The 21,088-nt window shown below is 69.3% G+C and carries 26 protein-coding genes, 1 tRNA gene and 1 riboswitch; of the genes, 15 read left to right on the top strand and 12 right to left on the bottom strand.

Annotation, left to right across the window (positions count from 1 at the left end; all coding sequences use genetic code 11):
* The first annotated feature begins 6 nt into the window (after positions 1-6).
* The 3 genes from cmk to ASG95_RS11340 all read left to right on the top strand — a co-directional run bounded on the left by cmk (position 7) and on the right by ASG95_RS11340 (position 2,633).
* The gene (gene cmk, locus ASG95_RS11350; protein WP_057377526.1) at positions 7-711 is read left to right on the top strand and encodes a (d)CMP kinase; all 705 of its coding nucleotides are present in this window, start codon (positions 7-9) and stop codon (positions 709-711) included.
* Positions 712-996: 285 nt separating this feature from the next.
* The gene (der, locus tag ASG95_RS11345) at positions 997-2,454 is read left to right on the top strand and encodes a ribosome biogenesis GTPase Der (protein WP_056920947.1); all 1,458 of its coding nucleotides are present in this window, start codon (positions 997-999) and stop codon (positions 2,452-2,454) included.
* 102 nt (positions 2,455-2,556) lie between these two features.
* Positions 2,557-2,633: transfer RNA gene (locus ASG95_RS11340), tRNA-Pro, on the top strand.
* 39 nt (positions 2,634-2,672) lie between these two features.
* Here ASG95_RS11340 and ASG95_RS11335 read toward each other — a convergent pair.
* The 5 genes from ASG95_RS11335 to ASG95_RS11315 all read right to left on the bottom strand — a co-directional run bounded on the left by ASG95_RS11335 (position 2,673) and on the right by ASG95_RS11315 (position 6,999).
* Complete coding sequence (locus ASG95_RS11335; RefSeq protein WP_057377525.1) at positions 2,673-3,890, bottom strand: site-specific integrase; 1,218 nt, start codon at positions 3,888-3,890, stop codon at positions 2,673-2,675.
* Positions 3,887-4,060 carry a helix-turn-helix domain-containing protein gene (locus ASG95_RS11330; RefSeq protein WP_162259398.1) on the bottom strand — a complete coding sequence of 58 codons (174 nt, stop codon included), beginning with the start codon at positions 4,058-4,060 and terminating at the stop codon, positions 3,887-3,889. The genes ASG95_RS11335 and ASG95_RS11330 overlap by 4 nt, the downstream gene beginning before the upstream one ends.
* Before the next feature lie 32 nt (positions 4,061-4,092).
* The gene (locus ASG95_RS11325) at positions 4,093-5,637 is read right to left on the bottom strand and encodes a replication initiator (RefSeq protein ID WP_057377523.1); all 1,545 of its coding nucleotides are present in this window, start codon (positions 5,635-5,637) and stop codon (positions 4,093-4,095) included.
* A 305-nt stretch (positions 5,638-5,942) separates the two neighbouring features.
* Entirely contained in the window at positions 5,943-6,575 is a 633-nt protein-coding gene (locus tag ASG95_RS11320) for a PGPGW domain-containing protein (protein WP_057377522.1), read from the bottom strand.
* A gap of 82 nt (positions 6,576-6,657) precedes the next feature.
* On the bottom strand, positions 6,658-6,999 hold the full coding sequence (locus ASG95_RS11315; protein WP_057377521.1) for a hypothetical protein: 342 nt from the start codon (positions 6,997-6,999) through the stop codon (positions 6,658-6,660).
* 137 nt (positions 7,000-7,136) lie between these two features.
* Here ASG95_RS11315 and ASG95_RS11310 point away from each other — a divergent pair, with 137 nt between their 5' ends.
* Complete coding sequence (locus ASG95_RS11310) at positions 7,137-7,391, top strand: hypothetical protein (RefSeq protein WP_157581974.1); 255 nt, start codon at positions 7,137-7,139, stop codon at positions 7,389-7,391.
* Between the two features lie 43 nt (positions 7,392-7,434).
* Here the strand turns inward: ASG95_RS11310 and ASG95_RS11305 are convergent, their stop codons facing one another.
* Complete coding sequence (locus ASG95_RS11305) at positions 7,435-7,770, bottom strand: hypothetical protein (protein ID WP_157581971.1); 336 nt, start codon at positions 7,768-7,770, stop codon at positions 7,435-7,437.
* 635 nt (positions 7,771-8,405) lie between these two features.
* On the opposite strand from ASG95_RS11305, the gene ASG95_RS11300 reads away from it, so the two are divergent.
* Positions 8,406-8,585 (top strand): hypothetical protein, encoded by a 180-nt coding sequence (locus ASG95_RS11300; protein WP_057377518.1) that lies wholly within the window; start codon positions 8,406-8,408, stop codon positions 8,583-8,585.
* A 721-nt stretch (positions 8,586-9,306) separates the two neighbouring features.
* Here the strand turns inward: ASG95_RS11300 and ASG95_RS22420 are convergent.
* The 5 genes from ASG95_RS22420 to ASG95_RS11280 form a co-directional block, all read right to left on the bottom strand.
* On the bottom strand, positions 9,307-9,801 hold the full coding sequence (locus tag ASG95_RS22420; RefSeq protein WP_162259397.1) for an ATP-binding protein: 495 nt from the start codon (positions 9,799-9,801) through the stop codon (positions 9,307-9,309).
* 494 nt (positions 9,802-10,295) lie between these two features.
* Positions 10,296-11,069, bottom strand: coding sequence for a hypothetical protein (locus ASG95_RS21320; protein WP_057377517.1), 774 nt, complete (start codon positions 11,067-11,069; stop codon positions 10,296-10,298).
* Positions 11,070-11,756: 687 nt separating this feature from the next.
* A complete protein-coding gene (locus ASG95_RS11290; RefSeq protein ID WP_057377516.1) occupies positions 11,757-11,969 on the bottom strand; it encodes a hypothetical protein in 213 nt (70 codons plus the stop codon).
* Complete coding sequence (locus ASG95_RS11285) at positions 11,966-12,727, bottom strand: class I SAM-dependent methyltransferase (RefSeq protein ID WP_057377515.1); 762 nt, start codon at positions 12,725-12,727, stop codon at positions 11,966-11,968. The genes ASG95_RS11290 and ASG95_RS11285 overlap by 4 nt, the downstream gene beginning before the upstream one ends.
* Positions 12,728-12,736: 9 nt before the next feature.
* Entirely contained in the window at positions 12,737-13,381 is a 645-nt protein-coding gene (locus tag ASG95_RS11280; protein WP_057377514.1) for a DUF2461 domain-containing protein, read from the bottom strand.
* A gap of 34 nt (positions 13,382-13,415) precedes the next feature.
* Here ASG95_RS11280 and ASG95_RS11275 point away from each other — a divergent pair, with 34 nt between their 5' ends.
* The gene (locus ASG95_RS11275; RefSeq protein ID WP_057377513.1) at positions 13,416-13,865 is read left to right on the top strand and encodes a YdeI/OmpD-associated family protein; all 450 of its coding nucleotides are present in this window, start codon (positions 13,416-13,418) and stop codon (positions 13,863-13,865) included.
* Here the strand turns inward: ASG95_RS11275 and ASG95_RS11270 are convergent.
* A complete protein-coding gene (locus tag ASG95_RS11270) occupies positions 13,862-15,004 on the bottom strand; it encodes a MalY/PatB family protein (RefSeq protein WP_057377512.1) in 1,143 nt (380 codons plus the stop codon). The genes ASG95_RS11275 and ASG95_RS11270 overlap by 4 nt on opposite strands.
* A gap of 41 nt (positions 15,005-15,045) precedes the next feature.
* Between ASG95_RS11270 and ASG95_RS11265 the strand changes: the two genes are divergently transcribed.
* The 9 genes from ASG95_RS11265 to ASG95_RS11225 all read left to right on the top strand — a co-directional run bounded on the left by ASG95_RS11265 (position 15,046) and on the right by ASG95_RS11225 (position 20,836).
* Positions 15,046-15,660 (top strand): CDP-alcohol phosphatidyltransferase family protein, encoded by a 615-nt coding sequence (locus ASG95_RS11265; protein WP_057377511.1) that lies wholly within the window; start codon positions 15,046-15,048, stop codon positions 15,658-15,660.
* On the top strand, positions 15,657-16,640 hold the full coding sequence (locus tag ASG95_RS11260; RefSeq protein ID WP_057377510.1) for a DUF881 domain-containing protein: 984 nt from the start codon (positions 15,657-15,659) through the stop codon (positions 16,638-16,640). Before ASG95_RS11265 ends, ASG95_RS11260 begins: the two co-directional genes overlap by 4 nt.
* Positions 16,637-16,969 (top strand): small basic family protein, encoded by a 333-nt coding sequence (locus tag ASG95_RS11255; protein ID WP_056920954.1) that lies wholly within the window; start codon positions 16,637-16,639, stop codon positions 16,967-16,969. The genes ASG95_RS11260 and ASG95_RS11255 overlap by 4 nt, the downstream gene beginning before the upstream one ends.
* 25 nt (positions 16,970-16,994) lie before the next feature.
* Positions 16,995-17,744 (top strand): DUF881 domain-containing protein, encoded by a 750-nt coding sequence (locus ASG95_RS11250; RefSeq protein ID WP_056920955.1) that lies wholly within the window; start codon positions 16,995-16,997, stop codon positions 17,742-17,744.
* A gap of 73 nt (positions 17,745-17,817) precedes the next feature.
* On the top strand, positions 17,818-18,207 hold the full coding sequence (gene gcvH / locus ASG95_RS11245) for a glycine cleavage system protein GcvH (protein WP_057377509.1): 390 nt from the start codon (positions 17,818-17,820) through the stop codon (positions 18,205-18,207).
* A gap of 108 nt (positions 18,208-18,315) precedes the next feature.
* A complete protein-coding gene (locus tag ASG95_RS11240; RefSeq protein WP_056920957.1) occupies positions 18,316-18,771 on the top strand; it encodes an FHA domain-containing protein in 456 nt (151 codons plus the stop codon).
* Between the two features lie 14 nt (positions 18,772-18,785).
* Entirely contained in the window at positions 18,786-19,514 is a 729-nt protein-coding gene (locus ASG95_RS11235) for a MerR family transcriptional regulator (protein WP_235543769.1), read from the top strand.
* Positions 19,515-19,533: 19 nt separating this feature from the next.
* Positions 19,534-20,031: a bifunctional nuclease family protein gene (locus tag ASG95_RS11230; protein ID WP_056921235.1), complete on the top strand. Its 498-nt coding sequence runs from the start codon at positions 19,534-19,536 to the stop codon at positions 20,029-20,031.
* 214 nt (positions 20,032-20,245) lie between these two features.
* Positions 20,246-20,836 carry a MerR family transcriptional regulator gene (locus ASG95_RS11225; RefSeq protein ID WP_157581965.1) on the top strand — a complete coding sequence of 197 codons (591 nt, stop codon included), beginning with the start codon at positions 20,246-20,248 and terminating at the stop codon, positions 20,834-20,836.
* A gap of 77 nt (positions 20,837-20,913) precedes the next feature.
* Positions 20,914-21,021, top strand: a riboswitch (glycine riboswitch).
* The last annotated feature ends 67 nt before the right edge of the window (positions 21,022-21,088 follow it).

Genomic DNA, 21,088 nt, shown 5'->3' with positions numbered 1-21,088 from the left:
CCTGCCATGGAGAGCAAGCACCTCGTCGTGGCTGTCGACGGACCATCCGGCTCGGGCAAGTCCAGCGTCTCGCGCGCGGCCGCCTCGGCGCTCGGCATCGGCTACCTCGACACCGGCGCGATGTACCGCGCCGTGACGTGGTGGTGCCTCGAGCAGGGTGTGGACCTCGACGACCAGGAGGCGGTCGCGCAGGCCACCCGTGACATCCCGCTGGAGATGGGCACCGAGCCGACCACCCCGAGCGTGCGGGTCGGCGGTCGCGAGATCGAGGACGACATCCGCACCACGCGAGTGAGCGAGGTCGTCTCGAAGGTCGCGACCAACACGCTCGTGCGCCCGATCCTCCAGCAGCTCCAGCGCGAGCTCATCGACCGGATCGCCACCGAGACCGGGGGAGTGGTGGCCGAGGGCCGGGACATCACCACCGTCGTCGCCCCCGATGCCGACGTTCGGGTGCTGCTGACCGCCAGCGTCGAGGCCCGGCTGCGGCGCCGGTCCAAGGAGCTGCACGGCCACGACGCCGACCACGCGGTCGAGGCGACCCGTGACCAGATCGTGCGGCGCGACGCCGACGACTCGACCGTCTCGGAGTTCACCGAGGCCGCCGAGGGCGTGCACCTGGTCGACACCTCCGACCTCGACTTCGAGCAGAGCATCGACGCCCTCCTCGACGTCGTCCGACGTGAGGTGCCGCACAAGGTCCCCGCGTGACGGTCGCCTCGGCGACCGGTCCGAGCGGCCTGACCCCCGTCTGGCGGGTCCGGATCAACATGGTCGTCGGCCGGATCCCGTTCGGCACGCTCTACCGGGGCGAGGTCGTCGGTCGCAGCCGGGTGCCGCGGACCAGGCCGGTGGTCTTCGTCGCGAACCACGCCGGCTTCCTGAGTCGGCCTCCCTCCGTCGCTGTCATGGCCACCCTCAAATGTGCGCGACAATGGTGGGCGGCCCCGCGGCACACCTGTCCGCGACCACCCCCGAACCACGCAAGGAAACCCCGTGAGCGAGAACCTGACCGACGACTCGACTGTCGAGCGCGCCCTGCGCGTTGGGCTGGAGGAGTTCGACCTCAGTGAGGAGGACCGCTCCCTCATCGACGGCGAGTACGACGAGGACGGCTACGCGATCACGGACGGGCCGCTGCCCGTCGTCGCAGTCGTCGGGCGTCCCAACGTCGGCAAGTCCACCCTGGTCAACCGGATCCTCGGCCGCCGCGAGGCCGTCGTCGAGGACGTGCCCGGGGTCACCCGCGACCGCGTCGCCTACGACGGTGAGTGGACCGGTCGCCGGTTCACCCTCGTCGACACCGGCGGCTGGGAGATCGACGCGACGGGCATCCACCTGCGCGTGGCCGAGCAGGCCGAGGTGGCCGTCGACCTCGCCGACGTCGTGATGTTCGTCGTCGACGCCACGGTCGGCGCCACCGACGACGACGAAGCCGTCGTCAAGCTGCTGCGTCGCTCGGGCAAGCCCGTCATCCTCGTCGCCAACAAGGTCGACGACCAGCGCACCGAGGCGGATGCGGCAGCGCTCTGGAACCTCGGCCTCGGGCAGCCCTGGCCGGTCTCTGCCCTCCACGGCCGGGGGAGCGGTGACGTGCTCGACGCCGTCCTCGACGTCATGCCGTCGATCTCCGCCAACGCCGACGCCTACCAGCGTGGTGGCCCGCGCCGGGTCGCCCTCGTGGGTCGTCCCAACGTCGGCAAGTCCTCCCTGCTGAACAAGCTCGCCGGTGAGGACCGCGTCGTCGTCGACAACGTCGCAGGCACCACCCGCGACCCGGTCGACGAGTTCATCGAGCTGGGTGGCAAGACCTGGCGCTTCGTCGACACGGCCGGCATCCGCCGCCGGGTCCACCAGGCCCGCGGCGCCGACTTCTACGCCTCGCTGCGCACCCAGACCGCGCTCGAGAAGGCCGAGGTCGCCGTCGTCCTCATCGACGCCGAGCAGTCCATCGCCGAGCAAGACGTCCGCGTCGTGCAGCACGTCATCGACGCCGGCCGCGCCCTCGTCATCGCCTACAACAAGTGGGACCTGCTCGACGAGGAGCGGCGCCACTACCTCGAGCGCGAGATCGAGCGCGAGCTCGTCCAGGTGCCGTGGGCACCACGCGTCAACATCTCGGCCCGCACCGGTCGCTCCGTCGAGAAGCTCGTCCCCGCCCTGGAGCGCGCCCTCGACTCGTGGGACTACCGCGTCCCCACCGGTCGGCTCAACGCCTTCTTCGGCGAGATCGTCGCCGCCCACCCGCACCCGGTGCGCGGTGGCAAGCAGCCCCGCATCCTCTTCGCGACGCAGGCCTCGACCCGCCCGCCGCGGTTCGTGATCTTCGCCTCCGGCTTCATCGAGGCCGGTTACCGCCGCTTCCTCGAGCGCCGGTTGCGCGAGGAGTTCGGCTTCGAAGGGACGCCGATCGAGGTGTCCGTCCGGGTGCGCGAGAAGCGCAAGCGCCGCTAGCCGGCAGCACGGCATACCGATTTCAAGCGGAGGTATGCCGTGCGCTAAGGTTTCGTTCGCTCCCGCGGTCCTGCTTCGGCTCGATTTCGCGTGGGCAAGCCACGGGCTGTGGCGCAGCTTGGTAGCGCACTTGACTGGGGGTCAAGGGGTCGCAGGTTCAAATCCTGTCAGCCCGACCAACCGGGCCCTGACCTGTTCACGCAGGTCAGGGCCCGTTCTCATGCTCCACCGGCAGACGTGGCCGGATCGACGAGGACGGGCGCCAAGTCCCCATTTTGTCCCCACCAGGTGGAGAAGCGGGTCCCAGCGGCGAGCAATGCAGCGTGATCTGGGTGCAGGTACCTCGCAGTCACGGCGGGGTCCTGATGGCCAGCCACCCGCTGCAAGACGTAGAGGTCGGTCCCCGCGTCGGCCATCCAGGTCAGGGCCGTGTGCCGCAGGCCGTGGCGCACCAGCCCTGCTAGGCCGAGCCGCGACACAACCTCGTCCCACTTCGTAGCGTCGCGGAGCGTTGCCGTCGTGATGACGCCACCGCGGGGACCGATCACCAGACGCGAGCTCGCAGTCCTATCGAACGTGAGCCGCTCCAGTGTCGGCCGGAGAGGGTCGATGATCGGCACGATCCGGCGACGGCGACCCTTTGTCGTCTTGGTGATGAGGCCGCCCCGACCTGGGTACGTCTGCCGTTCGACCTGGATGAGGCCGGTATTGAGGTTGACGTCGCCGACGACCAGCCCCGAAACCTCACTGATCCTCATGGCCGTGGTGGCAAGCAGCGTCACCACATCGCCCCAGCACTGTTGGTTGCCCTGCCCGATGACGGCCGCGACGAGACGATCCAAGGTGGCGACATCAGGCAGCGCAAGCTCGCGCGGGTTCGTCTGGTCAGGCTGCGACATCGCGCGGCGGCCGACGTGCTGCCTGCGGGCACGGTCCTTTGCAGGGTTCCGCGAGATCAGTCCGTCACGCATCGCCTGGTCCAGGACGAGCACGAGCGCGGCCACGGTGTTCTTGACGGTGGAGGACCCGTACTCGGCCTCCCACCGATCAATGGCCCTGTCGATGACACCAGCCGTGACCATCGACACTGGCAGTTGGCCGAGGGTCGGCAGTACCCTGCGGCGAAGCCCAGCCGAATACGGATCCATGGTGGATGAGGCATCGATGCCGCGAGCCCAGCTTGTCCCGATCGACGCGATGTAGGCAGCCAATGTCTGCCCCGGATTGACTCCGGTCCGCGCGACGCCGACCTGCTCATCTATCCAGGTCTGAGCCGCGTGTTCGCTGGCGAACTGGCGCGTTGTCTCCTCGCGGTGATGGGTGACCGGGTGAGTCCAGCGCGCACGAGCCAGGTATCGAGGGCCGGCCTGTGCCTGGCGTACCCGGATGTCCCCACGAACGACCGCGCCGATGGGTGGCTCGAGTGTCTTTCTCACGACGCGGCCCTCTCGTTCACCTGATTGGAGACCCACGTCCCGATGAGGGCGCGTGGGTACCTGTAGACGCTGCCGATCTTCACGAAACTCGGCCCGACGTCGTCCAGCCGCCACCGTCGGACGGTAGACGGGTTCACGCGGAAGTGCTCGGCCACTTCCTCAGTGGTCATCAGTTCATGGGATTCCATTGCACTTCCTCGGTTCAGGCAGCGTCATCGCTACTGGAGTGTTGGTTTGCCGAAAGGTTGTCCACAGGTGGGTCGGTGCCCGCGACGATGGCTTTCGCGCGCTCGTACTGGTCGCGTCTGCGGTCGTGTTCGCGCATGGAGTCCATGACGACGCGGGCCCAGTCGCCCTGGGTCACCGGGACCTCCACCCAGACGAAGCGTGGTTTGCCGTCCTCGGTGAGGGTGTCGGCGGCCATCCGGTTGGCGTCGTCGGGCTGAATGCCGGCGGCGGACAGGACCTGCTCGACGACAGCGCGGCGATCGGCCTTGTGCTGGGACAGGGTCTTGCCGGACCACCCGCGGGAGACCAGGACGCGGCGGCCGCCGAGGCCGAGGTGTTCGCGGTCGTGGGCCTTGGAGGCGCAGTGGCCGGGGACCAGACCGGGGCCGGGGTTGTTCGGTTGGGTGCCGTAGCGCAGCCAGTTGGCGCACTCGGGCGTGCAGGGCAGCCAGCGGATCTGGTCGTGCAACCGGTCGATGTGCGCCTCGTAGGCGGGGTCGGGGTCGTCCTCGTCGGCGTAGGTGTCGGTGATCGACTTGGTCAGGTACTTGGTCAGGTACCGCACCGCCCGGGCGGAGTCCTTCGACCCGCCCAGAATGCCCTTGACGTCGACCTGCCGCCCGAACGTGACCACGTGCGCCGGCTGCGCTGCCTGGTCGTCGTCGACGTCGGCCAGGGCCTGATCCCAGCTGGGCAGTGGGTAGCCGGTGTCGGGGTCGCGGTAGGCCCCGTCGTCCCACACCGGGGTCCGCTCCACGTAGACCGGGGTGTCCATCTGGGGCCACCACAGAGCCAGGTAGGTGGCCCTCGTGACGGCCTTCAAGGTGGCGCGGGGGATCGCGCCGCGGAGGGCGACGTGGAAGTGCGGGGCCAGCCGTTTCTGGGCCTCGATCGCGCCGAAGTACTGCACCCGGTACCCCGCGCAGCGGCGCAGATTCTGAAACCAGCGGTCCATCAGCCTGGGGAAGTGCAACGCGTCCAGCGCGGCGCGCCGGTAGTCATACCGCTCCGGACGCACCGGCACGCCCCGGCCGGGGTATACGCGACCGTAGGAGCCCAGCGTCAGTGTCACGAACATGGACGGCCGGTACTCCTTGCCCTCCCCGGCGGCGAATACCGCGCCCACGGTGCGGTCCTGCACCGGTTGCTGCGGCAGCTGCGGCATCCCGTCGAGGCGCCTCGTCGAACGCACCCGCCGCGCCTGGGTGGCGTCGTCATCGGCGTCCGCAACGTCAGAGGGCACGTCATCGCGGTCCTCCGTCGGCGGTTCGGTCATCTTGCCTACTTCCGGTTCGCGGGTCAGGTGCCAGCCCTCGGTGCACTGGGTGATCCGCAGCCGGCGTGCCTTCGCCGCGCAGGCGTGGCACTTGGATTCCAGCGTCGTGCCGCAGTCCAGCGCCCGGACCACCGACTCCCCGGTGACCCGGTCGGTGACCCGGCGGACCACCGGGCGCACGCAGACGCCCTCGAGGGACGCAACGAGGCGGACTACGTGGTCTCTGAGCGGAGGTGTTGCCATGCAAACCATTCAGACCGCTCGGGACGCCTCAGTCCACCAATCGTCAACCTTCTGTGTGATCCTTTACGAAGTCTTGAACGTCGCTGTGTCCCAACAGAATTCGCTGAGTCTGCATTGGCTGGCAACATCCGGCATCAGACTGAAAACAACCGCAAACAACCACAACCAGGGACCGGCAGGGTAGGAACGCCTGCAGCAGCGGCTCCGCAGTCGATCACACCCGACGCCCGATCAGGGCCCACGCGGCGCGTTGCGGACGCATCCCATCATGCCTGCGGATTCAAGGAAGCCAGGAACCGCGGCCCTCAGGCCCGGGACCGTCCGACGATGCTTCGCACTGTCGCACCCGCGACCAGCAGTAGTGCACCAGCCGCGAGCAACAACCAGCCAGGCCCTGGGAGCGGAATCAGCAGCAACCCGAGCGCCACGGCAAGCCAACCGATCAAGACGTCCGGATTTCGGCTCAGCCACCGGCGACGCTCGATTCGTCGTTCCGCTTTCACCTCCAGCCAGGGCGTCAGTCGTTCGGGCCCGACGATGCTGGCGATATCCGGCAACCGGGCCGAAGCAACGGCAACTGTGGTCACGGCCCCGTCATCCACCTTCACGATCTGACGGCGTTCTCCGTCCCAGACATCGCCGTCGATGGACCAAGGCATGAACGTGACATAGGCGTCCCACAGTTCTGGGTCGGTCGCGTCCAGCCATCCCGTCATGGCGTACTGGCGGTCCTTCTCGGAAGTCTTGCCGGCTGCCGTCCGCAGCACGTCGGCGGCTACGTGAACCGCGGACGGGTCGGTCGGCTTCAACTCGGGGATGTCCGTCTGGAAACGGACTGCGTCTCCCTGGATGGCACGCAGCACCGCCTGACCCATCTTGTCCAGTTGCGCGGCGGTTAGATCGTCACCTTCGATGAGGTACTCCTCGAGCTCAGACACGCGTCAGAGTCTCGCCCAAACGAGCGCCCAAGCGCCTGGATTTACCGCGACGGGCGCGTCCGCTCGTGCCGGTGAGTGTGAATCAGTCGAGTCCGGATGCGCCCTGCTGCACCTCGTTCTCTACTGCCTTGAGACAGTCGAGTAGGTCCTTCGATTCGGGGAACTCGCGTCGAAGGACCTGCAGACGGATCGGTCCCCATCGGCGCCGGCGCACCTTGACTACGTTCGTGCGAGCCGTCCAGCCAGCAATCTGGGCCCACAGTCCGTACAGCAATGCGCTGGGAACGTCGGTACCCGCGTTGCCTTGCGACCACAGCAGGACTTCACGAGGACCGCCTGCGATCGAGTAGTGATGGCCGTTGGCCTCGAAGTCCTTCCACAGAACGCTGCCTCCGCGCTGCCAGCCATCATCGAGCTCGTCCACTCCGGAATCCTCACATGCCGAACCCGCGGGGTTCACGCATTTGCCGCGGAGGGCGACTCGCTCGTGCCAAGTTCCGGTGGGGGCGCAGCCCGGACTGTTCTGCCGCGAGCCGCGCCACGCCTATGTAGCCTTCTTAAGTGGAGGGCACAGGTTTGAGTTTTCACATCAATTCGGTCAGTGTGCCGATCGTTCTCGTGTTGGCAATCGCAATCGCGCTGTACGCCAGGAACGTGTCCGGCGGTTGGATGCGGCCCTGGATTAGCGTCAAGCCCGTGTGGTGGTTCGTGCTTCTCTTCCTCGTGCCCTGGATCGGCTTGCCCCTTCTCGTCGTGAACCTGATCATGCACAGGCACACGCCAGGAGCCATCACTGGCCGCAATGCCGCCGGCTGAACGCCCGATCAGGCCGAGTTCGGGTACGCGCCTGCGCGGCGGGTCACTCGGTGTAGTCCTCCAGGGCGAGGATCACGTCCAGCCTCCATCGTTCATCGACCCGCGCGATCCCTGCCGTGACACCTTCGGCGTCCACGATCGGTCCTCGCAGGATCTTCACCGGCGGTGGTAATCCCACGAACGGTGCTTCCGCCGCCACATCGGGCGGGGCCATCTCGATGTCGAAGAACTGCTCCTCGGCCTTCGCAAGTGCGTCTTCCACGCCTTGTGGGTCGGCTCGGGCGACCGCATCCAGGCCGCGTCGAAAGGACTTAGTCATGATCTCTTTCGGCTTCGGCAAAGCAGCCGTCTGGGCTACACCCTGTTCGTTCAACCACATGTGGTCACTATGGCAGCGTCGCTACCAAGGGACGGATCGACCTTTACGCTCATGTCGCGATGGGGACGTTTCCGTGTGCCGCCGCAAGTCGCTGAATCGTCAGCGGATCACGGAGGCCCGGACCCCGGTGTCTTTGCTTTGAAGAATTGACCTCTAACAACCATCAAGGCGGCGCTTCGCGCCGCTGGGGCCGGGGCCCCGCGATGGGGCCCCGCGCTTAGGCGCTTCGCGCCACGCGCACCCCACCGCACCCCGGCCCACCAGTCAAGCCTCCGAGCCGCCGAGCCGCCGAGCCGCCGAGCCGCCGAGCCGCCGACCCGCCGACCCGACGACCCGACGACCCGACGACCCGACGCGGCAGCATCCGGCAGGCACTCCGAGCCGGTCAAGCCCTCGGACCCAGCACGGTCCAGGTGCACACTCCGTGTACCGCCGCATCACCACCGGCGCCAGGGGAGGGCTGGACAGTCTCTCCGGCCTGCCTTCTGGCTCCGCTATGGGTCGGTGGCTCTCCCTGCACCCCTCGACCATCGTGACCAGGACGAGCGTGCCTCATTGTGACCAGCCACAAATGGCCACGTGGATTCGTGCAATCGCCATAGCGCCGACGCGTCACATCGCCATACGGTCGCAGCATGGTCGGGGACGACTTCGAACCACAGTTCACGGACACGGCGCTGCTCCACGAGATCGAGCTCTTGGCCGACGTAATGGCCGCTGCCGCTCAGGTCGACGGCCGACTCACGATCGCACAGCTCGATGGGGCCCTCGGCGTGGCTATTCCGGAGCCCGCGGCGGCACCGGAAGCGGTCTAAGACCGCCACGTCATGTCCCCGGGTAACGACCCTTCGGAACGTGCCACACCTGGGCACGCCCGCGAGACGGCGGAGGACATGTGCCCGGAAACACCAGTGCCCCCACCTCCAGAGAAGTGGGGGCACTGCCTCGGTCGACATGGCCAGGCTCCCCTGTGATGCCAGACGTCGCCCGGATGGCTCAGTCACCCCGGACCTCACTGCTGGACCCGGACATTCGCCATCGAGTGCGGCGTGCGGGGTCCGGGCAAGCGCCATCACCGATGGTAGCCGCGGCGGGTGCCGATGCACACCTCTCGCGGGGTCGCGCCAGTGCCCGCCCCGCGCGTCCGATGCAGCCCAACGGCGGGGCGGGCCTCCAGCGTCGGAAAACTGCCGGTAGCACGCATGTGGCGCCGCCAAGCCTGCGCGTCTCCGCCGGGAGGCTAGGCGAGTCGGCTTTGGCGGCGTACCTTTTTCCGCACGTCCTCTTTGGGCCAGCGGGAGGGCGTGGGTTGTGCCGTTGGCGTGCCCCCTGTAACGCCAACTGCGCACCCGCGCCCGCCCGTGCACCACCACCTCGACTGGGTGGCGCCCGGTGAGGTTCTGGATGCTCGCACTTGCCGCGCGCCACTCAGGGTGGCGGTGGAATATCGTCGGCCCAGACCCCGCCACCTAAAGCCAACTTGGGGTTCACGCTCCGCCGCGTAGCCTCGGGCAGAGCAGCGGCCACGGGGCGCGCTCAGAGCGGATCTGGAGGCGACAACTCTCGTGCCGGTGTGGATGAAGTGTCCAACCCGTAAGGCCGAGGTTGTCCTGGTGCGGAAAGCCACCTGTCTGGACCGTCGGCGAGGACGAACCTGGCCCACACTGACTTTCCGTCGCGTGCGAGCGTGATGCCCCACGTCGAGCTGAGCAGTTCAACCAGGTGCAGCCCTCTTCCGCCGGTAGCCAGTCCAGGTCGGCACACAGGGTCCGCCTCCGGCCCGATCATCGACCGATCGCGGACTATCAGACTCAGCGTCCCGTTGATGCGCCCCACCGTGACCGTAAACGGGGTTACGGCGTGGATGACCGCGTTAGTTGCAAGCTCGCTGACCACTAACCGCAGCACGTCGACCTCTGATGACAGGCCGTTGTGAATCAGATGCTTCGTGACGAACGCGCGGGCGTGCCCGACGTTTCTGGGGGTGCCCGCCCACGTGGCCTGGCGCGTCCACAGTGGCGATTGACTCATTGCCCGGCCGCCTTCGCGAGGTCGCTGACACTCCTGCACACGGCGGGGTCTGGGGCGTGGGCACTCTTCGGCCAGTCTGCTCCCGGTCAACACCGCCATGCAACCACCCCGCGGACGGGCTGCGGCTCGTGCTCCGTGAGGGGGCATTTGCTCAGACTCGCGGACTCGCTCAGCCGGCCTTATCGGCGCACCCTCTTCGCACGTCCTCTTTGGGCTAGCGGGGTGCGGTGGCGTCGCACACGCGCCCCCATCGACCTGGGCGGGGGGACACCGGGACGGGGACGCGCGCAGCAAGCATGCGCGCACCGGGCCTAAAGGGGTATGGCTCGTTTGAGCCATTGCGTTCCGGGCCGAAAGGGCGGAGCCTTCGAGCGGGAGCTGGGTGCCCACGTCGGGGGAATGCTGCAGGGCGTGGGCGCTTTGCTGTCGCGCACGTGGTCGTGCCGCCCGCGGGGCGCGCGCATAACTGTGCCGCCCAGGACATCATGGGGCCCTCAGTAATCCACACCCTGGACCGGCACCATCAGGGGTGCCGCCCGTGACGACGTCCGAGCAGCTTCTAGCAAGGCCGGCGGATCGCCGTTGAACCGGTCGACACCCTCGGCGATACAGATCAGCATCATCTCGACCGACCGCACCGGGTGCGTCCACTTCAACAGCACCCGCGGTCCGAGGGCCTCGCGCATCACCCCGACCTCGCCGAAACTGACGCGGTCTCCCAGGAATGTGCCGCCCTGCACTAACCAAGCCCCGGCCTGTGCTAGCTCACGACATGTCGACGCCAACTCGGAGGACGCCATGCCCTTCGTGTTGACCAGCACCCGGACTCTGCCGCCCGCCGGGCTCACAGCCTCTCGCACCGCGGCCACCTGGGCTGTGAACGAGTCCCGACCTGGACGACTCATCGCCGCCGCGGTGGCCACGATTGCGACCTCCGCCGCGCCAGACTCGACAAGCTCACGCGCCTCCTCGACCAGGAAGTCTGTCGAAATGGGTGCACCAGCACGGAGCTCGGCGAAACCCGGCGCCGTCCCCACCTCGACCGACGAACCCGCGGTGCACTCCACGGCCAAGGCAACGTGCTCTGGCCGACACAACACCACCGGCATCCCAACCTTGGTCGCGTACGAACACCCCTCACGCACGCCGGCTTCGTCGAGCTCCGGCCAGTGCAACCGATGCTCCAAACGCGCAGCCAACTCCCTCGGCCCGACCACCACACGCTCAACGTCGACCCCGCGCCGCGCCCCCACCTCGTGTCCGCCCATAGCCCGCCCCTGTCGTCGAACTTCACCCAAAGTAGCGGAAAACGCCTGGCTCCACGAGGGCAGCGAGGTCAACGTAGCGCCCCCAAGGCAGCGCCTGGGACGCCGCACGAGTGACCCCTTGAGACTGTCGGCATGAGCGCGCATGGGCCAGACGCCCTGAGTGGCCAACTGAGTGACAATCGCCCCGCGCTTCGCTGCACAACGGCAGATGAGGATCGATCCCCGAATCAGGCCGAAAAGTCCCCAAAAGGTCCCCAACGGTCTGAACGCCATGCACGGAAATACCTCCTGAAACCGAGCGCAGCACTTCACGTTGAGCAGGCCCCAAGACCCCCGCCGGTCTGGGGGTCAAGGGGTCGCAGGTTCAAATCCTGTCAGCCCGACTAGCGGGGTCCGACTTGTCCACACACTTCGGGCCCCGTTTTCATGCCCTGACCAAGGCGCCCGAGATCCCACCTCTCGGGCCTCAAGGGCCCTCGAAGGTCCGAGAGCTGGGATCTCAGAGCGATCCCGGGACTGGGGGACTCGACACGGACGCCAACTGGCTCATCGTCCATGGCACGGTGACCCACGCCAACGGCGAGCGGTTCGAGTTCACGGATCCCTGTCTCCTCACCTCGGAGGCGGACGAATGGCAACGGGAACGGGTCAGCTACCCGCGCCGGTAGTGGGTGCAGCGGTGCCCTCTCACTCGCTGTTACCGCGGAGAGACCTCAGGCCGGCTCGGACCGCGACAGCCACGACGCCCACGACCAGCCCGGCCACGAGACCCATGCCCGATGTGCCGATGAGGGAGTCGATCCGCTCGTAGGAGTCGCCCCACGTGAGGGCGAACACCGATCCGACGCCGAGGACCACACCGCTGACGCAGCAGAGCGCGACGAGCCGCAGGTCGCTCACGAGGCGTGTCCAGTGGCGACCCAGGCGGAGGCGGTCAGGGTGAACGGACCATCTGGGAGCCGGCTCGCGCACTCTGCCTTGAGGGCCTCCCGGCCCGCATCGTCGAGGTCGGCGACGTAGGCGCCGGCCGGCCCCACGCCATACGTGAACGGCTCCCACCACTCGTCCACACTGGCGAAGCCCACCTCCACGGACAGCATCCCCGAGCCGACGTCGGCCAGACCGGCCTCGGAGAACAGCTCCGCCAGGTGGCCCTCGCGGGCACCGGCCAGACCCCGCTCTCCTCCGGCCAGCGGGTCGAGCTCGTGCACGGCGTCCCAGAACAGCGAGAGCGGTCCGCCCCCGCCCGCGTGGTCCCAGACGCACGCGGACACGGTGCCGCCCGGCCGGGTCACCCGACCCATCTCCCGCAGACCCACGAGCGGGTCACGCATGAAGTGCACGACCAGCTGGGCCAGCGCGGCATCGAACGACGCGTCGTCCCACGGCAGGTCCTCGGCGCTGCCTGCGCGGGCGTCGACCCCGGGCAGGCGGTCACGGAGTGCTGCGACGAACGACTGCGACGGGTCGACGGCGGCCACCCGGTCGGCGCCCGCCACCTCGACGAGGACCGCGGTCAGGGCTCCGGGGCCGGCGCCGACGTCGAGCACCCGCTGACCCGCCGACACCCCGGACGCCTTGACGAAGGCAGGCGCCAGTGGCTCGGAGAAGCGCCCCATGAAGCTGCCGTATGCCGCGGCCGTCACCTCGAAGCCCATTGTCCGACGCTACTCGTGCACGTGCTCGGTCATCCACTCCACGAGCGGTCGAACCCGCCGCCACTCGGCCCGCACGTGGTCGACCGCCTGGGGTGTGGTCAGCCAGGACGGGGTGCCGACCCGCTGGATGGCCATCATCTCCTTGCGCCGCAGGAGCTCCAGCCGAGGGTGGTCGGCTGCGAAACCCTTCGGCCGCGTCTTGAGTGCCTCGCCCTCGAGGGCGAAGCCGGCCGTGGTCAGTTCCGTGGCGACCTGCTCGAGCCGGGCCCCGGAGGCGGGAATGTCCACCGCGGCCCGGTAGCGGCCGGTCTCGGCGGGGGAGTGGGCGCGGAAGCCGCCGCCCACGGCCAGGCCGTCGCCACTGACCTGGACGTAGTAGCCGATCCCGGTGGCCACGCCGACGAACGCGCCCTGGTGGGTCTTGTACGGCGACTTGTCGTGGCTGAACCGGATGTCGCGGTTCGGGCGGAACAGCCGCGCGGGACCGAACTCGTCCTCCAGCGCGTCGGCCAGGGCGAGCATCGGCTCCCGGACGTCGCGCTCCCACTGCGCCTTGTGCTGCGCCCAGAACTCCTTGGTGTTGGTGTCCTCGAGCTCCTGGTAGAACGTCACGCCCCAATGCGGGAAGCCGCCAAACGCGCTGCTGTCAGCCATGCCCCACACTGTGGCACGCGGCATACTCGGGCGCATGAAGTTCACCACCGAGGTGCTGCAGACGGGGAAGACGACCACCGGCCTGGTCGTGCCGGACGAGGTCGTCGAGGCGCTCGGCGGCGGCAAGCGGCCGAAGGTCGCGGTGACCATCAACGGCAAGACCTACCGCAGCAGCGTGGCGTCGATGGGTGGGCGCTACCTGGTCGGCGTCAGCGCCGAGAACCGCGCACTCACCGGGGTGTCCGGCGGCGAGGTCGTCGAGGTCACGCTCGAGCTCGACACGGCGCCGCGCGAGGTCGAGGTGCCCCCGGACTTCGCGGCGGCGCTCGACGTCGTGCCCGAGGCGAAGGCGGTCTTCGCGCGACAGTCCTACAGCCACCAGCGCGCCCACGTCGACGCGATCAACGGTGCCAAGGCTCCCGAGACCCGCCGTCGACGGATCGACAAGGCCATCGAGATGCTGCAGGCGCAAGCCGACAGCTAGAGCGCCGCGGCGATCCGGAAGACCGCCTCGCGGACGATGTCGGGCGACGTCCCGAAGTTCAGCCGGGCGTGCCCCTTGCCACCCTGCCCGAAGCCCGGCCCGGGGTGGAGCGCCACGCGGGCGCGCTCACGCAGCACCGCTGCCGGGTCGTCACCGAGGTCGAGGGCCGTAAAGTCGAGCCACGCGAGGAACGTGCCGTCCGGCACGCGGTAGCCCACCTCGGGCAGCTGCTCCGCCAGGAGGGTCGCGAGGAGCTGCCGGTTCGAGTCCAGCCCCGCAAGGAGTGCGTCGAGCCAGGGCCCGCCGTCGAGGTACGCCGCCCGGTGCGCGATGACGCCGAGGTGGCTCGCGCCGTGCGACACCTCCTCCGGCATGCGGGCCAGGTCGGCGACCGCCTCCGGGCCGGGCACCGCCATGGCCGCCTTGAGGCCGGCGAGGTTGAAGGCCTTCGATGCCGACATGAGCGCGATGGCCCGGGACCCGGCGGGCAGCGAGGCCACCGACGTGAAGGTCGCCGGGGCGTGGACGACCGGTGCGTGGATCTCGTCGGCCACGACCCGCACGCCGGACGAGTGCGCGAGCTCCAGTGCCGCGGTGAGCTCCTCGGGCGTGTGCACCGCCCCCGTCGGGTTCTGCGGGTTGCACAGCAGGTATGCCGCGCGGGCGCCGTCGCTGGTCGCGTCGGCGAAGGCCCGCTCCAGCGCGGCGAGGTCGAGCCGACCGTCCTCGCCCAGCGGTGCCTCGACCACCCGGTGACCGAGGTGGCTCACGAACTGGAAGAAGGGCGGGTAGACCGGGGAGTTGACGACCACCGCGGCACCGGGGTCGGCGACCAGCTTGAGGACCTCGACCACCCCGAGCATCACGTCAGGGACGATCTCCATCGTGGCGGGATCGGGCTCCCAGCCCCATCGCTTCGCCGCGAAGGCCGACAGTGCCTCCGCGTAGTCCGCCGCCCACGGGTAGCCGGTGTCGCCGCGCGTCATGGCATCCGCCACCGCCTGCTGGATGGGCTCGGCCGGCACGACGTCCATCTCGGCGACCCAGAGGGGCAGGATGTCCGGGTCGTAGAGCCGCCACTTGACGCTGCGGCGCTCGCGCAGCCGCTCCAGCCCGGGGCCGACCAGCGGGTTGTCCATGCCTGCGAACTCTACGGGGGGCTGGCCGTTAGGCTGCCAGCGTGTCAGCACCAGGAGAACGGGGGAGGGTCGTCGGCGAGCCCGCGGTGACCGACCGGGTCCTGACGCTGCCCAACGTGCTGTCGGTGCTGCGGCTGGTCGGCGTGCCGGTCTTCCTCTGGGCGATCCTGTCCGAGCACGACGTGCTCGCGCTGGTCGTCCTCATGCTCTCGGGGGTCAGCGACTACCTCGACGGCAAGATCGCCCGACGGTTCGGCATGGAGTCCCGGCTCGGCCAGCTCCTGGACCCGTTCGCCGACCGCCTCTACATCGCGACGACGCTGTTCGGCCTCGCGTGGCGCGACATCATCCCGTGGTGGCTCGTTGTCGCCCTCGTGGGGCGCGAGGTGCTGCTCGCGGGTGTGCTGTGGTGGATCAAGCGCTACGGCCAGACCGGGCTGCCCGTGCACTTCGTCGGCAAGGCCGCCACCTTCAACCTCCTCTACGCCTTCCCCCTCCTGCTGCTCGGTGAGGGCTCGAGCACCTTCGCCGCCTGGGCCCTGCCGATCGGCTGGGCGTTCGCGTGGTGGGGGACCGTTCTCTACTGGGTCGCCGGGGTCATGTACATCGTGCAGGCCCGCCAGGTGGTGGCCGCACACACGGTGCCGGCGACATGACCACGCCACACACCTCACACCGCGACGCCGGCCCGCCGTCCACCCCGCCGGGCCGCCGGCCCGACGAGTCGATGACGCTGCTCATCTCGATGATGGAGCGCCCCCTGGACCCGGGGTATGCCGCGGCGGCAGCCCAGCGCGAAGCCGCCGGCCTGCCGCCCAGCACCGGCACCCGCACCATGACGGTCGCCGTGGCGGCCGTCGTCGCGGGCCTGCTGCTCACCCTCGGGGCCCTCGCCCTGCGCACCCCCTCGACCTCGGCCATCCGGGCGAAGGCCAACCTGGTGAGCCAGATCGAGAGTCGCCGGGCCGAGGTGGACCGGCAGGAGGCGCAGCTGCGTGCGGTGCAGGCGGAGGTGGACCGCCTGCAGGCGCAGGCGCTGGGCCAGGACGAGACGTCGCTCCAGACCCGGCTAGCGGCGCTCACCCTCGCCTCCGGAGCCGAGAAGGTGTCCGGTCCCGGCATCACGGTCGTGCTCGACAACGCCCCCGGCAGCGACGGCACCAGCGCCGACGGCAACCCGCGCACCGACGCGGACAAGGACGAGGGCAAGGTCTTCTCCAAGGACCTGCAGGTCGTCGTGAACGGGCTGTGGGAGGCCGGGGCCGAGGCGATCGCGGTGAACGGCCAGCGCCTGACGTCGAGGTCGGCCATCCGGTTCGCGGGTGAGGCCATCCTCGTCAACTACCGACCGCTGGCCAGGCCCTACCGGATCAGCGTCATCGGCGACCCCGAGGACCTGCAGGTCGAGTTCGCCGCCAACGACGGTGGCGCCTACGCGCGTGCCCTGCAGGACAACTACGGCATCCGTGTTTCCATTGACGCGGCCAAGAGCCTGTCGCTGCCCGCGGCGACCTCGCTCACGGTCCGCGAGGCCATGGTGCCGAAGCCGAAGTCCAGCGCGCCGGCCACCACCGCCACGACCACCCCGTCCACCACCCAGTCCACCACACCGTCCACGTCGGAGAGTTCACCGTGATACCCCTGCTCGGCCTGATCGGCGGCGTGCTGGTGGGACTCCTCTGGGGTCCCGACGTGCCCGTTGCGCTGCAGCCCTACCTGCCCATCGCCGTCATCGCCGCCCTCGACGCCGTGTTCGGCGCCGTGCGGGCCGTGCTCGACGGGATCTTCAACGACAAGGTCTTCGTCGTGTCGTTCCTCGCGAACGTCGTGGTGGCCGCCTTCATCGTCTTCCTGGGCGACCAGCTCGGCGTCGGGTCGCAGCTGAGCACCGGTGTCGTGGTCGTCCTCGGGGTGCGGATCTTCTCCAACGTGGCCTCGATCCGCCGGCACCTGTTCAAGGCATGAGCGGCGCAGCCATGGGCGAGGACGCGTGAGCACCGACGGCCCCGAGGACACCTCGGGCTCGTGGGGCAGGTTGCTGCGCATGGCGCGGCCCCGTGCGACGCGGGCGAACGCGTTCGCGGCCCTGCTGGCCATCGTGCTCGGCTTCGCCATCGCGACCCAGGTCCAGCAGACCAACCAGAGCGGGCTGGAGCAGCTGCGCGAGGACGAGCTGGTCCGCATCCTCGACGACGTCAGCCAGGAGCAGGACCGGCTCGCGTCCGACTCGCGCGAGCTGGAGACCAGCCGCGACCGGCTGGTGTCCGGTGTCGACTCCAGTGCCGAGGCCCTCAAGTCCGCCCAGGAGCGGCTCGACACGCTGGGGATCCTCACCGGCACCTCGCCGGCCACCGGACCGGGCATCGTGATCAACATCAACGACCCCGACCACAAGGTCACAGCAGCCCGCCTGCTCGACGCCCTCCAGGAGCTGCGCGACGCCGGCGCGGAGGCCGTGCAGATCGGTGACGTGCGCGTCGTGTCGGACACCTGGTTCGCCGACGTCGACGGCGCGATCGAGATCGGCGGCGAACGCGTCGAACCCCCCTACGTCATCACCGCCATCGGCGACAGCGCCACGATGGCATCCGCGATGGAGATCCCCGGTGGCGTCAGCGAGTCTGTCCGCGGTGATGGCGCCCTGCCCTCCGTGCGGCAGTCCGACGACCTCGCGATCACCGCGTTGCACAGTCTGAGCGAGCCTCGTTACGCTCGCCCCGTCCCGGCACCATCGCCCTGACCCGCCATCGCCCCGACGGCAGCGGCGTGCAGTTGTTCGAAGGCAGCCCCACCCCCATCCACCGAGGAGCAGCATGAGCGAGCTGGACTACCCGCAGGACCTGCGTTACACGGCCGAGCACGAGTGGGTCCGGTCCGGTGACGACGGCACGGTGCGGATCGGGATCACCTCGTTCGCCCAGGACTCCCTGGGCGACGTCGTCTACGTCAGCCTCCCCGCGGTGGGCGACACCGTGTCCGCTGGCGACGCCTGCGGCGAGGTCGAGTCGACCAAGTCCGTGAGCGACCTCTACGCCCCCCTCGCCGGCGAGGTGACGGCCGTCAACGAGTCGCTCGACGCCACTCCCGAGCTCGTCAACACCGACCCGTACGGCGAGGGCTGGATGTACGAGCTGCGTCCCGCTGACGCCGCGGCCGTCGAGGCCCTGCTCGACCCGGCGGCATACCAGGCCCAGCTCGGCTGACCTGCGCGTCGCTCGTTCGCACAATTCGCTGCGGACGGGACCGGCGTCCCTTTAGGTTTGTGCTTTGCTAGGGGGGCGGACAGAACCACCACGAGGGAGTGCGGACCCATGAACGGCAGCGAGAACGACGAGCACACGTCCCGGCCCCACGAGCCGACGACGATGCGGCTGCCCGGGATCAACGACCTCGAGCAGGTCGACACCAGCGCCGAGGCCGAGGTCGCCCTCAGCAAGGCCGACCAGGCCACGGTCGACGCGCTGCGCCCGGGCACGGCACTCCTGGTGGTCCTGCGCGGACCCAACACCGGCGCGCGGTTCCTGCTCGACGACGACGAGGTCAACTCGGGGCGCCACCCCGACAGCGACATCTTCCTCGACGACGTGACCGTCTCCCGCAAGCACGCGACCTTCCGTCGGGTCGGCGACACCTTCGTGGTGCGTGACGTGGGTTCGCTCAACGGCACCTACGTCAACCGCGAGCGGATCGACGAGGTCACGCTCCAGACCGGCGACGAGGTCCAGATCGGCAAGTTCCGCCTGGTGTTCTACGCCGGCAGGGCCTGAGTCACCCACCGCTGGTGAGCCCTCGCACGACGCCGCAGTCCATGACGATCGGTGCGGTGCTCGCTGCCCTGACGCCGGACTTCCCGGACGTCACCATCTCCAAGATCCGCTTCCTCGAGGCAGAGGGCCTGGTGACGCCGGCCCGCACCGGCTCGGGCTACCGCACCTACTCCGGCGCTGACCTCGACCGGCTCCGCTACATCCTCACCGCCCAGCGCGACCACTTCTGGCCGCTCAAGGTGATCGCGTCGGCCCTCGACGCCATGGACCGTGGGTTGACCCCCGAGCGCCACGAGTCCGGTATGCCGCGGCCGTCGGTCCCGGCGCCGGTCACCGACCCCGAGGTGCCCACCGCTGCCGAGGTCACCCGGGGCGGGACGTTGCGGCTGACCAAGGCCGAGCTGGCCGCGTCGGCCGGCCTCGACGCCGGCACGGTGGACGCCCTGGAGACCTTCGGGCTCCTGCACGCCGACGCCACCGGGCACTTCGGTGACGCCGCGCTGACGGTGGCGCACACCGCCGCCGAGCTCGCGGCATACGGGCTCGAGCCGCGACACCTGCGGCCGTTCCGCACCGCGGCAGACCGCGAGATCGGCCTCGTCCAGCAGGTCGTCACGCCGCACCGCCCGACGTCCGGCAAGGGCGCCCGCGCAGGTCAGCCGAAGGATCCGACCGGTGACGTGCTGCGCCTGTGCATCGCGTTGCACACCGCCCTCGTGAGGGACGGGCTCCAGCGAGGCTGAACAGCGTTAAGGTGGGATGGTGAAGGTCCTCGAGGTCCTCGGTGTCCGCGTCGAGATGCCCACCAACCACCCCATCGTCCTGCTCCGCGAGCGAGACGGTGACCGCTACCTGCCGATCTGGATCGGCGCCGCGGAGGCGACGGCGATCGCGTACGCCCAGCAGGGCATCGAACCGCCCCGGCCGCTGACCCACGACCTGATGAAGAACGTCATCGAGGGCCTGGGCCACCGGCTCACCGAGGTGCGGATCGTCGAGCTGCGCGACGGCGTCTTCCACGCCGCCCTGATCCTCGACGGCACGACCGAGATCTCGTCGCGCTCGTCGGACGCGATCGCCCTCGCCCTGCGCACCGGCACGACCATCGTCGCGGGGGAGTCGTTGCTCGAGGAGGCCGGTGTCGCCATGTCCGGCGAGGAGGACAAGGACGACGAGGTGGAGAAGTTCCGGGAGTTCCTGGACCACGTCTCGGCCGAGGACTTCGAGACCAAACCCGACGAAACCGGGACATCCGGCTAGCGGTTCGTGCACAAAACCTTGAACCTCAACTGAACATCGAAGGTTGGTCCGCATGGCGCGACACGCCGAAGCGCAAAGGTCGAGTGGTAGTTGACCTCGGGTTCTGCGCCACCGTACCTTCGGCACAGACCCGTAATGCGACCGGTGTAGTTACACCGTGCCACGTTGCGCGGAGACCACGACCCGAGCACGACCAAGCAGAAGTCTTCAGGAGGTGAGCGCTGTGAACCCGAGCAACGAGGCTCCGCACGGCCACACGAGCGTGCCGGCTGCGGCACAGGGGCTGTTGTTCACGGACGACCTCCCGGAGCTGAGCGACGACATCGGCTACCGCGGACCCACGGCGTGCAAGGCGGCCGGCATCACCTACCGCCAGCTCGACTACTGGGCCCGGACCGGCCTGGTCGAGCCGTCGGTGCGCGGCGCCACAGGCTCCGGCACGCAGCGGCTCTACGGCTTCCGCGACATCCTCGTCCTCAAGGTCGTCAAGCGCCTCCTCGACACCGGGGTCTCGCTGCAGCAGATCCGGGTGGCCATCACCCACCTGCGCGAGCGTGGCGTCGAGGATCTGGCCCAGATCACCCTGATGAGCGACGGTGCCTCGGTCTACGAGTGCACCTCGGCCGACGAGGTCATCGACCTGGTCCAGGGCGGCCAGGGAGTCTTCGGCATCGCCGTCGGTCGCGTCTGGCGCGAGGTCGAGGGCGAGCTGGCCCAGCTGCCCAGCGAGCGCACCGACGACGAGGTGCCCGCAGAGCACCCCGGTGACGAGCTCCGCGAGCGTCGTGCGGCCAGGTTGGCCTGACCGCACGCCCCATTCGTCCCATCCGGCCCGTCGTCCTCTCGAGGACGGCGGGTCGTGTTGTAGATTGGCACCGCTGAACATCCCGCGCGGGAGAGTCCCCGCGTGCACCCGGACGGGTCGCACGGCGGGGCGCCGAAGGGGCAAACTCCCCGGAACCTCTCAGGCGCCAGGACTGCGTGGGACAGGCACCTCTGGAGCGGCCAGTGCGGCGTGACAGAAGGGGAGGCGATCCGAGCAATCCGACGTTCAGGA

The sequence above is a fragment of the Phycicoccus sp. Soil803 genome (assembly GCF_001429685.1).
Taxonomy (GTDB): domain Bacteria; phylum Actinomycetota; class Actinomycetes; order Actinomycetales; family Dermatophilaceae; genus Pedococcus.
The sequence above is the reverse complement of the archived record's forward strand: the minus strand, read 5'-3'. Positions and strand labels throughout refer to the sequence as shown.